Source organism: Duganella sp. CT11-25, from assembly GCF_047302815.1.
Classification (GTDB): Bacteria; Pseudomonadota; Gammaproteobacteria; order Burkholderiales; family Burkholderiaceae_D; genus Rugamonas.
This window is the reverse complement of record NZ_JBKBFD010000001.1, coordinates 1,090,100-1,103,192: the sequence shown is the minus strand read 5'-3', so window position 1 is coordinate 1,103,192 and position 13,093 is coordinate 1,090,100. Positions and strand designations below refer to the sequence as shown.

General features: G+C 64.0%; 9 protein-coding genes. All 9 read left to right on the top strand.

Annotated elements, in window-relative coordinates; translation table 11 throughout:
• The first annotated feature begins 4 nt into the window (after positions 1-4).
• The 9 genes from ACEN9F_RS04335 (at position 5) to ACEN9F_RS04295 (ending at position 13,028) form a co-directional block, all read left to right on the top strand.
• Positions 5-1,273, top strand: a complete 1,269-nt coding sequence (locus tag ACEN9F_RS04335) for a glycoside hydrolase family 18 protein (protein ID WP_413418184.1) — start codon at positions 5-7, stop codon at positions 1,271-1,273.
• Positions 1,270-2,187 (top strand): hypothetical protein, encoded by a 918-nt coding sequence (locus ACEN9F_RS04330; RefSeq protein WP_413418182.1) that lies wholly within the window; start codon positions 1,270-1,272, stop codon positions 2,185-2,187. The genes ACEN9F_RS04335 and ACEN9F_RS04330 overlap by 4 nt, the downstream gene beginning before the upstream one ends.
• A gap of 322 nt (positions 2,188-2,509) precedes the next feature.
• Positions 2,510-5,170 carry a TonB-dependent receptor gene (locus tag ACEN9F_RS04325; RefSeq protein WP_413418180.1) on the top strand — a complete coding sequence of 887 codons (2,661 nt, stop codon included), beginning with the start codon at positions 2,510-2,512 and terminating at the stop codon, positions 5,168-5,170.
• 116 nt (positions 5,171-5,286) lie between these two features.
• Positions 5,287-6,897, top strand: coding sequence for a glycosyl hydrolase family 18 protein (locus tag ACEN9F_RS04320; protein ID WP_413418178.1), 1,611 nt, complete (start codon positions 5,287-5,289; stop codon positions 6,895-6,897).
• A gap of 21 nt (positions 6,898-6,918) precedes the next feature.
• Complete coding sequence (locus tag ACEN9F_RS04315; protein ID WP_413418176.1) at positions 6,919-7,821, top strand: SMP-30/gluconolactonase/LRE family protein; 903 nt, start codon at positions 6,919-6,921, stop codon at positions 7,819-7,821.
• A complete protein-coding gene (locus tag ACEN9F_RS04310) occupies positions 7,818-8,468 on the top strand; it encodes a type II secretion system protein J (protein WP_413418174.1) in 651 nt (216 codons plus the stop codon). Before ACEN9F_RS04315 ends, ACEN9F_RS04310 begins: the two co-directional genes overlap by 4 nt.
• Positions 8,468-9,397 carry a type II secretion system minor pseudopilin GspK gene (gene gspK / locus ACEN9F_RS04305; protein ID WP_413418172.1) on the top strand — a complete coding sequence of 310 codons (930 nt, stop codon included), beginning with the start codon at positions 8,468-8,470 and terminating at the stop codon, positions 9,395-9,397. Before ACEN9F_RS04310 ends, gspK begins: the two co-directional genes overlap by 1 nt.
• Positions 9,398-9,472: 75 nt before the next feature.
• Complete coding sequence (locus ACEN9F_RS04300; RefSeq protein ID WP_413418170.1) at positions 9,473-11,131, top strand: beta-N-acetylhexosaminidase; 1,659 nt, start codon at positions 9,473-9,475, stop codon at positions 11,129-11,131.
• Positions 11,132-11,141: 10 nt separating this feature from the next.
• On the top strand, positions 11,142-13,028 hold the full coding sequence (locus ACEN9F_RS04295) for an MFS transporter (protein WP_413418168.1): 1,887 nt from the start codon (positions 11,142-11,144) through the stop codon (positions 13,026-13,028).
• The last annotated feature ends 65 nt before the right edge of the window (positions 13,029-13,093 follow it).

The following is a 13,093-nucleotide window of genomic DNA, read 5'->3' as shown; positions in this document are numbered from 1 at the left end:
GACTATGCGTACACGTTTATCTTGTCTGGCCGTTGCTGTTGTTGCGGCCCTGTTGGCGGGCGGCGCGCATGCGGCCGAAGTGGGGTCCTATTACACCGTCTGGAGTGTGGGGAAGGGCTTCCGCCTCAAGCAGCTGGACCAGTCCGGCGCCGCCGCCGGCTTCACTTATCTGGTGTACGCCTTTGAAAATGTCTACAAGATGCCGGATGGCGGCGTCCGCTGCGATAGTGGACGCGACAGCGAAGATACCGCCAACGGCATGAACGCAACGCTGGATTACGCGCGCCGTTTCACTGCCGATGAATCGGTGGACGGCAGCGCCGACCGGGAGAACCAGCCGCTGGCCGGAAATTTCAACCAGTTGGCGCAATTGAAAAAACGCCATCCGAAATTGAGGCTGCTGGTGGCGCTGGGTGGCGGTGAATGGTCGCATCAGTTCCCCGCCGGCGCCGCCACAGCGGCCGGGCGCAGTGCGCTGGTGTCGTCGTGTATCGATCTTTACCTGCGCGGCGATCTGCCCAGGCTGGATGGCCACGGCGGTGCCGGTGCCGCCGCCGGCGTTTTCGATGGCATAGACCTGGACTGGGAACATCCGGGACCCAACGACAAGGCCAACTTCACCCTGCTGCTGGAAGAGTTCCGCCGCCAACTGGATGCGCTGGGCAAGACCAATGGCAAGCACTATCTGCTGACAGCGGCCGTCAACAGTACCGACGACAAGATGCGCCACACCGATCCCGCCGCCTACAGCCGCTCGCTGGACTGGATCAACCTGATGACCTACGATTTCCACGGCGCCTGGAGCAAGCAGGGGCCGACCGGCTTCCAGTCCAATCTGTACACGGATCCGGCCAGCGGCGACGCCAGTCCGCGCAGCGTGGAGGCAGGCGTGAAGCGCTTCATGCACGCCGGCGTCCCGGCAGACAAAATTGTGGTTGGCGTGCCGTTCTATGCGCGCGGCTGGCGTGGCGTCAGCCCTGCCAACAACGGTCTGTATCAGCCGGCGACCGGCGCCGCGCAAGGATTCGAGGAGGGCGCGGAACAGTATTCGACCATTGCGGCGCGCGGCCTGACCACCTTCTACCATCCGCTCACCAGGCAGCTGTGGACCTACGACAAGGGCACGTTCTGGACGTATGATGACCCGCGCGTGATCCGCGAAAAGGCCGGCTATGTGCGCACGCAAAGCTTGCGTGGCCTGATGTCCTGGTCGCTGGATCAGGACGATGCCGCCTTCTCGCTGTCGCGCGCGATGCAGGAAGTGCGTCAGTGAATTTACGGCACCTTGCCGCAGGTACGTGCATTGCCGCTGTTGTCGCCACGGTCGGCGCCACGCTCGGTATGCCGGGTCCGGCGCCCGGCGGCCTGCCCGCGCGCGTGCTGGCCGGCTACTACCCGGGCTGGTACGAAGCGCCGGTGCGCCTGCGCGACATTGATCCCCACTATGGGCTGGTATATCTGTTCGCAGCGCGGCCGGTCGGCGGACCGCCCGGCACCACCGGCGCCGTCTACTGGAAAGCGCCCGGCGACGGCCGCGGCGCCGCCGCGCACTTCAAGGAGGATCTGCAGCTTGCGCGCAGGGTCCAGGGCCGCAAGATCATCTTGTCCGTCGGCGGTGACGGCAACGGCATGAGTTTTCCCGACCGCGCCAAGTCGCGCGTCTTCGTTGCCAGTATCGCTGACCTGTATCGCCAGTTCGGCGGCATCGATGGGCTGGACTGGAACACCTTCCAGGCCAACCAGCGTCCCGACACCGCCGAAATGATCTGGATCAGCCTTGAACTCAAGCGCATGTACCCGGGCTTTATCATCAGCGCGCCACCGGCGCCGTGGAGCGCGATCGACCAGCGCTTTTGTCGCGACATGCTGAGCGCCGGCGCACTCGACTACTGCGCGCCCCAGTATTACGACGGTCCCAACCTGGCCGATCCGGCCTACGTCGTCGCCAATGTCGATCAGTGGGTGAGGCTGCTGGGGGCGTCCCACGTGGTGATCGGCTTCGGCATCAACAACGCGCCCAACTTCATGAGCGACGCGCAGGTTGCCACTACCTGGCGCGAACTGCGGCGCCATCACCCGGACCTGCGCGGCGCCTTCAATTGGGAACTGGCGACCGACGAGCGCCAGGGCTGGCCGTTCGCCCGCAAGATCGGACCGATGGTGCTGCAAGGCGCCGCCGGCCGATGACCGGCACGGATGTGCCCTGATCGGCTTCTTTGTTGCAAGCGCGGTACAGGATCTCTGTAATGAATTGTAAGAGTTTGAGTGAATTTTTGAGCGATCACGGCGGCGTCCGGGCCGGGACGGAATGCTGCGTAAGGAAGTGTAAATGCAGTTTTTGGCGTGCAGGAAAATAGCCAATAAATTCAGAAGCTTATGCGTTTATTGGCGAAGTGGGCGGCGGTTTGTGATGGCTGCGAAGGCGATGTTAGTGTTGAAACACAGCTGCAGATAAACGCAAACACAAGCAGTTGGGAATTCAATCAACAAGACAACAAGAGGAAAGAGCATGTTTGATTTGAACCGCAAGAAGACCCTCATCAGTTCTGCAGTCGCCGGCGCGCTGGCAATGCTGGCGGCAGCACCCGGCTACGGGCAGGACGAGACCACCACGACAAAGTCCGACACCATTCAGGAGGTGATGGTGACGGCCACGCGCTACAGCACATCACTGCTGAAAACGCCGGTAGCAGTGACCGCGGTAACCCAGGAAGACCTGACCCGCCAGGGCGCCGTCAACGTGAGGTCGCTGTCCGGCGAAGTGCCCAACCTGCAACTGGGCGGCGCCGTTGACGGCAGCTCCGGTGTGCAGATCGCGATTCGCGGCGTGTCGAATTCCGACTTCACCGAAATCGGCAATCCGGCGGTCGGCCTGCACGTCGCCGGTATTTACTCGCCGCGTCCACAGGGCGCGCTGGCGTTGCTGTTTGACCTGGACCGGCTGGAGATTCTACGCGGGCCGCAAGGTACTTTGTTCGGCCGTAATTCGACCGGCGGCAGCATCAACGTCATCCCGAACAAACCCGTCATCGGCAGCAAGGAGGGCAGTGCCGAACTGGATCTGGGCAACTACAACCATCGCCAGTTGAACGTGGTGCAGAACATTCCCGTCACCGAAGACTTCGCACTGCGCTTCACCGCCATGGGCGTCAAGCGTGACGGCTGGATCAATCAGACGCAGGACAAATACGACGTCAACATGCCATCCAAAGGCTTCCCGGCCGACGGCATTCCGGACACCGACCAGCGCCGCAACCGCAAACTCGACAAGAGCGATTACTACACCAACCGCAATCAATGGGCCGCCCGCCTGTCCGGACTGTGGAAGGTGAACAAGGATCTGCAGTGGCTGGTCTCATACGAGAACTACCAGAACAACGATGCCGGCGACCTGGCGATCAAGGACTGCGCACAGGCGGCCGGTACGCCATACGCCTGCAAGGGCGGCAAGTACGACGTGGCCATCAACGTGCCGGGCATTACCGACATGTCGATCCGCACGCTGCGTTCCAACATCGTGTGGAACCTGAACCAGCAGACCGATATCGAATACAGCTACGCGCATGCGACGCAGCGCCGCTTCCAGCAGCAGGACAGCGACGCCGGCTACCAGAACATCGAGGCGGACGTCAACGCCACCGCCGCAACCGGCGGCGATCACTGGCCGGTGGTGGACAACGCCACCTACACGCTGGGATCGAAATTCGCTTCCGACGTCCACGAACTGCAGCTGCGCCAGAACTTCGGCACATTGCGCTACGTGGCCGGCCTGTTCTACATGAAGGAGAAGAACAACATCGACTTCGGCCAGGACTTCCTGAACCAGGGACCGAGCGGCTTCCCGTACTCAAACTTCTATCATCAGCCGGATCGCCGCTCCGAATCCAAAGCGGTATTCGCGCAGTCCGACTGGCAGTTTGTCCCGACCTGGAACTTTACCGCCGGTGTCCGCATGAGCAAGGACTCGCGCGCGGACAACAACGGCCAGTTCTGGGAATCGTACGGCAAGGACTACTTCAACGGCATCCTCGATCCGGGTGGTCCGGGCACGCCCGGTTATACCGGCGTCAATTCCAGCCTGCTCAAGCCGGGCATGGGGGCTTACTACGGCAGCGGTGTATTCCCGGCGGCGTCGGCGATCAGCAATCACGCGGAATCGTGGAGCAAGACCACCGGCCGCCTTGGCCTGACCTGGCAGGCGGACTCGCGCAACATGCTGTACACCTCGCTGTCGACCGGCTACAAGGCCGGCGGTTTTAATGACCGCTTCAATCTGTGCGGCAGCGAGCTGGATGCCAACGGCAAGCCTTACGATTGCGCCACCGGTCCCGCCGGCCCGCAGTACTCCTTCCTGCCGTACCGTCCGGAGACCGTCACCAACCTGGAATTCGGCTACAAAGGCAAGCTGCTGGATGACCGCCTGACCTTGTCGGCCACGGTGTTCTACAGCCGCTACAAGGACATGCAGGTGACCGGCCAGCATACCGTCGGCCGCAGCAAACGTAGCTGCGACGCCGACCATCCGGCTTGCGATGCGGTGATCAGCTGGTGGTCGACGCAGAACGTGGGCCGCGCCGACATCAAGGGACTGGAGCTGGAGGGGCAGTACCGTCCATGGCGCGATGCCCACATCAGCTATTCGGCCTCGCTGCTGAGCGCGAAGATTGCGGACTATCCGACCTACAGCGACGATATCGGCTGTACCGCCCGCGCCGCACAAGGCGTGACGCCGTGCCCGGACTACTACACCGGCACCGATCCATCGCTGGCGCAGCTGCGCCCATACAACGTGGTCGGCAACCATTTGCCGTATTCGCCGCCGAAGACCATGAACCTGAGCTTCTCGCAGGACTTCTATTTCAACGACGGCTGGTCGCTGTCGCCATGGATCCAGTGGCGCTGGCAGGACAAGATGTACTTCTCGCTGCGTAATCTCGATACGCCGCACCTGTCCGATGCGCAAAAAGCCTACAGCCAGGTGGACGCCTCGCTGCGCCTGAGCGCGCCGGGCGGCTCCAAGTACCCATGGCACGCCGAACTGTACGTCCGCAATCTGGGCGACGTACGTGCCAAGAGCTGGGCCGGTATCGGTGGCCCGCAGCAAACCTTCACCGTGGCGTCGTACAACGATCCGCGCATGTTCGGCATTCGCCTGGGCACCGAGTGGTAGGCGCCCCGGCAGTCTGATTCACCCTGTGGTAATGCAGCAAGCGGCGGTCCGTGCGCGGACCGCCGGGGGCGAACTCGCCCAGTCGTTCCTGTTCCCAACTTCACCTGGAGACTTTCGTGATTGCTACCAAACTTGTTCCGACCCGGCTGCGCGCCCTGGCCGCATCCGTGGCCTTGACCGCCGCCGCCTTGAGCGCGGATGCTTCCGCCGCAGCCTTCGTACTGGCCTACACCGACGGCCAGCTGACCCAGTCCTACACCAACCTGCAGGCTTACTACACCAGCCTGTCGGCCGTGGGCCTGGGTTCGTCCTACGCCATGCTGGCCAATGGCGCCATCGACAGCAGCGGCGTCACGGCCACCACCAACAGCATCATCACTTTCGCCAAGAGCAAAAGCCTGCCCTTGTATCCAACCGTCTCGGACTACAGCAATTCCTACGGCGGCTTTGATCCTTCCGTGAGCAATGGCTTCCTGGCGAGCGCCACCAGCCGCGCGACCGCCGTTACCAACCTGGTCAACCTGGCCGTGAACAACGGCTTTGCCGGCATCGACATCGACCTCGAAGCGGTGCAGCCGGCGATGAAGACGCAGATGTCGTCCTTTATCGGCGCGCTGGCAACGGCACTCCACAACCAGAACAAAAAACTCATCATCAGTATTCCGCCTATGAGCGGCGATGGCCAGCCGGCCTATCTGGCCGGCTACGACTATGCGGCGATAGGCGCGGCGGTGGACTACTTCCAGCTGATGACTTATGACGAGGTTGGTCCGGGCTGGTCTTCGTCCGGTTCGGCCACCTGGCCGGGGCCGGAAGTGGGCCTGGACTGGATGCAGTCCAAGCTGAGCTACGCGGTATCGCGCGTGCCGGCCGCGAAGGTGCTGCAAGGCTTGCCGACCTACGGCTATGACTACAGCACCGGCGGCATCGCTTACTGGAAGAGCGCCAACGGCGTGTCCGGCTACAACGACATCATCGCCGCCCATGGCGCGACCAAGAAGCGCGACACCGCATCGGCCACGCCGTATGCCACCTGGGGCGCCGTGGTGCAACAGCCCGATGGCACGGCATGGAGCACCAGCAACAAGCAACCGGTACTCTGGTATGACGATGCACAAAGCATCACCGCCAAGGCGGCACTGGTGAACACCTATGCGCTTGGCGGCACCAGCGTCTGGGCCATGGGCTATGAGGACGGCACTTTCTGGAGCGCGGTGAGCGCCGGCCTGGGAAATGGTGGCGGCGGTACAACAGACAGCAACATCGCCACCACGGGTACCGGCTATGTGTGGACCGCTAATACCACTTCGACTGCAAACACCAATAAAGCAGCTGCGACGGCTGTCAATGACGGCAACACCAGTACCAGCCTGACCCTCAACGGCGCGGGGGAAGGCGGAACCCAGAAATGGCAGGCCGCCGGCGTCACCCTCGCGGCGGCTAAGACCATTTCGTCGGCCAAGTTCATCAACGGTGCGATTGACACCTACGGCAACGGTTATTTCGAATCCGGTTTGAGCTTGCAGTACACAAGCAACGGTACGACTTGGGTAGACTCTGGATGGACGGTCAGCCCGGCCTATCCGAACAGCGCAGCGGCCGGCGGCGTGACCTACACCTTCAGCGGCACCGGCATCAATGGCGTGACTGGCGTGCGGGTGGCGGGACGTACCGGCGCCGCGTCATGGAGCGGCTCGATCAAGGAACTGCAGGTGCTGGGCCACTGATTTTTTGTCAAGGAGTATTGCATGCGTTTGATGATTGCGTTTCTGCTGTCGGCGGGATTGGGCTGGACTACACCTTCCATGGCGGAGGATTTGTTTGTGGTCACGCCGCTGACAGCGGAACGCAGTTTCACCGCCGGCATAGAAGGGCCGGCGGTGGACGCGGCAGGAAATATCTATGCGGTCAATTTCAGTCGCCAGCAGACCATCGGCATCGTCAGCCCGCGAGGCGTGGCGCGCGAGTTCGCCGTGCTGCCAGGCGCCTCGGTGCCCAACGGCCTGCGCTTTGATCGGCATGGCGCGCTGTTTGTGGCCGACTATGTCGGTCACAATATTTTCCGCATCGCGCCAGGCGGCGACACGCCACAGTTGTACGCGCACGAGGCCGGCATGCGCCAGCCGAACGATCTGGCCATCACGGCGGATGGGGTGCTGTATGCCAGCGATCCTGACTGGGAACACAATACCGGCCGCGTGTGGCGTATCGACCGTGACGGCAAGGTTAGTCTGGCGGCAGATGGACTGGGCACGGCCAATGGCATCGAGGTGAGCCCGGACGGCCGCATCTTGTATGTGAATGAAAGCGTGCAGCGGAATATCTGGGCCTTCGCCATCGGCGCCGACGGCACACTGTCAGACCGGCGGCTGTTGCATCGCTTTGAAGATTTCGGCATGGACGGCATGCGCGTGGATGTCGACGGCAATCTGTACGTGAGCCGTTTTGGCAAGGGCACGGTGGTCAAGCTGGCGCCTGACGGCAAGCTGCTGCGGGAAATCCCCTTGTCGGGCGCGCGCCCCAGCAATCTGTGCTTTGGCGGGCCGGATGGCCGCACCGTGTATGTGACTGAAGTCGAGCATCAGCAACTGCTGCAATTCCGCGTCGACCGCCCGGGTCTGGAGTGGCAGCGCATACAGGGGCGCCGGTGACCAGGCCGGTCCACCATGCCCGGCGCCCGCGCGGCATGTCGCTGGTCGAGCTATTGGTGACGATGCTGCTGTTGTCGCTGATGACGGTGATGGGATGGCGCGCACTGGATGGCATACTGGCCGCGCGCGTGGCGCTGACGGCACAACTGGAATCCATGCGCGGACATCAGCTGGCCTTCGCGCAGCTGGAAGCCGATTGCGCCCAGTTGATGCGCAGCGCGGCGCTTGACGGCCAGTCTACTTTATCGGCCGCCCAGGGACGGCTGGTGCTGCTGCGCGGCGTCACCGGCGAAGGCGGCGCCGACCAGATGCAGGTGGTGGTGTACCAGGTCGACGGCGCTCAGCTGACACGCAGCACCTCTGCAGTTACGCGCGATCTCGCGCAACTGCGGGCGGCCTGGAGGACGGCGGTATCGGGCGTGGCGCCGCTGGCGGGTGTCGCGCTGGATCGGCAGGTATCGGCCTTTGAGCTGCAAACCTGGAGCGGCGGCGCGTGGCAGCCGGTCGCCGCGGCGGCCGGGCCCCGGCTGCATACCCGACGCGTCGTGCGGCCGGTCGCGACGGATGCTTTGGGACTGCAAGTGATATTGCGTCCCGCCGGCGGCGTTGCGCCATTGGTGCGCATGTTCATGCTGGGAGGCGGCTGATGCGGCGCGACGGCGGATGCCCTCGGCAGCGCGGGATCGCACTGGTTACCGCGCTGTTGATCACGACCTTGGCGGTCAGCGCTGTCGCCGGCGTGTTCTGGCACCAGCAGGTACAGGTGCGCGCGATGGAAAATCAGCGCCTGCATCTGCAGACGCAATGGGCGCAGCGCGCCGGTCTGGATTGGAGCCGGCAGATACTGCGCGATGACAGCGAGCGTTCTCCCGAACTGACCACGTTGGACGGCGCATGGAATATGCAGCCAGCCGAGATCCAGCTGGACCGCTACTTTGACCGTGATCCAACGGCGGAAGCAGGATCCCGCGCCAGTCTCGCCAGCCGCCTCATTGATGCGCAGTCGCGCTACAACCTCGCCAACCTGGCCAGCGGACGCAGCTTGAATCTGGCCGAAATCCGTCTCTACGAACGTTTGCTCGCCAGCCTGCGGCTTGATCCGGCACTGGCCTTGCGCACCGCGCAGGCAATCGCCGCCGGCCAGCAGGGCGAAGGCGGCGTCCAGCGTCAGGCGGCGCTGAGGCGGGTCGATGAGCTGTCCAGCGTGCGGGGCTACACGCAGCCGGTGCTGGCGGCACTGGCTGCCTTTATCGTCTTGTTGCCGACGCCGGCCGATCTCAATCTGGATACCGCCGCTCCCGAGCTATTGGCGGCAGTGACGCGATTGTCTCTGCCGCAGGCGCGCCAGCTGGCGGACCGCCGTCGTCAGGCTTACTTCCGCGGCATGGCGGAACTGCGGGCAGCGCTGCCCGACAGCACGGTGCTGGATGGCGTGCGCGTCGGCTTGCGCAGCGACTATTTTCTAGTCGAGAGCAAGATAAGGCTGGACCGCGCCGAACTGGATACCGTTTCACTGCTTTACCGGCCGCGCGGGAGCGCGGCCGCCATTGAACTGGTCTGGACCCGCGAGGAATAACCGGCTCTGTTTTCATTTTACGTTTGAGGTGAGAGTATGCGTTTACAAGTTCTTGTGTCATGTTTGTTAGGTTTGATGGGGGCCGCAGGAGCCCAGGAGATCGTGCCGCTGCCCGCGCATCTGCAGCGCAATGCGGGCGAGTTTTCGCTGACGTCCGGCACCCGCATCGTTGCCGATGGCGCGGCGCTGGCTGAAGCACAGATGCTGCGCGATTATCTGCGCCCGGCCACCGGTTTTGAACTGCCGGTGGCCGCACGCGACGGCGTCAATGCCATCCGCCTCAAACTGGACAAGAAACTGGGTTCGCTGGGCAAGGAAGGCTATCGCCTGGTCAGCGATGCGCGCGGCGTGACCATCACCGCTGCCGAATCGGCGGGCCTGTTCTACGGCGTGCAGACGCTGCGCCAGATGCTGCCCGCCGATATCTACCGCAAGGCCGAAGTACGCCGCCGCTGGCAACTGCCTGCCGCCACCATCGAAGACCAGCCCCGCTTCGGCTGGCGCGGCAGCCATCTGGATACGGCGCGCCACTTCATGCCGAAGAGCTTTGTGCTCAAGCACATCGAGCTGCTGGCGCAGAACAAGATGAACGTGTTCCACTGGCACCTGACCGACGACCAGGGCTGGCGCATCGAGATCAAGCGCTTCCCCTTGCTGACACAGGTGGGCGCATGGCGCAGCGAGACCCAACTGACGCCGCGTCCCGGCGATCCGCCGGGCCTGCGTTACGACGGCCAGCCGCACGGTGGCTACTACACGCAGGACGACATCCGCGAAGTGGTGGCTTATGCCGCCGCGCGCCACGTCACGGTGGTGCCGGAGATCGAGATGCCGGGCCATGCGCTGGCAGCGATTGCCGCCTATCCCGAACTGGGCAATCAGCCCGGCGTGAAGCTGCCGGTCGGCCGTGAATGGGGCGTGATCACGCAGGTGTTCAGCCCCGAGGAAAGCACCGTGCGCTTCCTGCGGCAGGTGATGGATGAAGTGCTGACGCTGTTCCCTAGCCAGTACATCCACGTTGGCGGCGACGAGTGCCCGAAGATCGAATGGGCGCATTCGCCGGCGGCGCTGGCGCGCATGAAGACGCTGCGGTTGGTGCCGGCGTCCACGACGCTGGAGGACATCCAGAACTACAAGGACGCACAAGGCAAGCCGGCCGAGCATCCTGCCCTGCATCAGCTGCAAAGCTGGTTCATTGGCCAGATGGACGTCTATCTGGCGCAGCACGGCCGTCGCCTGATCGGCTGGGATGAAATTCTGGAGGGTGGCCTGGCGCCGGGAGCCACCGTGATGAGCTGGCGCGGCGAGGAGGGCGGCCTGAAGGCCGCCAGCGCTGGCCACGATGTGGTGATGACGCCGGAGCGCGACACCTATCTCGACTACGCTCAAATCCCGGCCAACACGCCAGGCTACCGCGAGCCGCCGGGCGCGCGCGCGGTCAATCCGCTGGACCATGTGTATGCCTACGAGCCGCTGCCCGCCGCGATGCCGCCGGAGTTGGCGCAACATGTGCTGGGCAGCCAGGCGCAGTTGTGGACCGAATACATGCAGGGGCCGCGCGAGGTGGAATACATGGCCTGGCCGCGCCTGCTGGCGATGGCGGAAGTGCTGTGGACGCCGAAGCCGCTGAAGGACTACGGCAAGTTCCAACAGCGCCTGCCGTCGTCGTTGCAGCGCCTCGATGTGCAAGACGTCAATTACCGCACTGCCGACGGCCCACGCTGGCCACGTTGAAGGAGACGCCATGTTTTCACAAAAAACCTATCCGATGTTTTTGGCGGTGGTCAGCGGCCTTGCGGGGCTGCTGTACGGGATTGATATCGGCATCATCGACCCGGCCCTGCCTTACCTGAACCGCTCCACCAGCCTGTCGGAAGGCCAGCTGTCGCTGGTGGTGGCGGCGGTGCTGGCCGGCTCCATCCTGGGATCGGTGTTGGCGGGCGCGCTGGCCGACTGGCTGGGCCGCAAGCCGATGATGGTGGTGAGTGCGCTGATGTTTGTCGGCAGCGTGGCGGTGATCTATCTGTCGCAGTCCTTCGTGCCCCTGATGCTGGGCCGTCTGCTGCAGGGCATGAGCGGCGGCGTCATCGCGGTGGTGGTGCCCCTGTACCTGGCCGAGTGTCTGCCCGCCGCCCAGCGGGGACGCGGGGTGGCGGTGTTCCAGTTCATGCTGACGGCCGGTATTGTGCTGGCGGCCTTTGTTGGCAACCACTATCTGGGCAACGCGGAGCTGGAGATACAGGCTGCCGGTTCGGATCAGCAACGTATCGTGGCCGCGGCCGACCATGCCTGGCGCAGCATGTTCCTGACCGTGATGTATCCGGGCGCGCTGTTTTTGCTGGGTTGCTGCCTGGTGTCGGAGTCGCCGCGCTGGCTGATACGCCATGAGCGGCCGGGGAAAGCCCGCACCGCATTGGCGCGCCTGCTGCCGCCGGCGCTCGCTGAGGCGGAGTTTAACGAGATCGGCAGCGCGCTGGCGGCGGAACGGGCGCGGCCGAAGTCGTCGCCCGTGGCGGCAGCGGTGGAGATGCTGACCGAGCGCCGTTATGTGCTGCCGTTCATCCTGGCCTGCATTATCCTGGGCTGCAATCAGGCGACCGGCATCAACTCGGTGTTGCAGTTCATGTCCACCATTTTGCAGAAGGCCGGCCTGGACCCGGTGGCGGCAGCCGGTTACGGCACGGTCATCAAGATACTCAATTCGGTGATGACGGTGGTGGCGATCGTGCTGGTCGAACGCAAGGGCAGGGTGTTCCTGCTGAATCTGGGCACCGGCGGCATCATCGTGTCACTGTGCCTGCTGGCTTTGCTGTTCCACCGCTTCGAGTCGCAGCGCGTGGATGTGCGCGCGGAAGTGGCGGCGCTGGTCAGGGACAACCGTCTCGACTTCAATCTGGCCGATGCCCGCTGGGCCGGGCAAGGGGCGGTACAGCTCAGCATCCTGTATCAGTATGGCGATCACCAGCAGGTGGCCGAGGCCTACACGCCGACCGCAGCATCGCAAGCCGTGTTAAAACGCGCGGCCGACGTTACGCGGGCCCTGCCGGCCGGCCAACGTGCGCTGCTGGAGCAGGCGCAACTGGCATGGAGCGGACGCGGCACGGGCGCTGCGGCGGAACCGGCGCAGCAGCTGATCGCAACGCTGCCGCCGGCCTCGCGTGAGGCGCTGTATGCGGCGCGGCAAGTGTATGCGGCCCAGCACGTGCAAGTGCAGGCGGCCAGTGCGGCTGCCGGGCAAGCGCCGCTGCGGATTCTACGCGCCGCTGTCGGACCGACCCCAAGCCGTACGACCGGCCTGTTGGCGGCCCTGTGCATTGCCGGCTTTATTGCCTTTTTCTCGATCGGGCCTGGGGTGTGTGTCTGGCTGGCGCTGTCGGAGCTCATGCCGACGCGGATACGCTCGGTGGGCATGGGCGTGGCACTGCTGATCAACCAGGGTACCGGCACGCTGATCGCCGGCGCTTTCCTGCCGATCGTCGGGAATTATGGCTTCCATGTGATGTTCCTGTTCTGGACCGCCTGCACGGTGCTGTACTTTGTGACCTCCGCGTTCTTTCTTCCTGAAACCAAGGGTAAGTCGCTGGAAGAAATCGAGCGGCTGTTTTCGCGGCCCCAACAGGCTCCAACATGAAGCAGGCAACCGAAGTTCGGGGCGCATGCCGTTGCGAGGTTGGAGGCCAGGGCATACAATTGCGG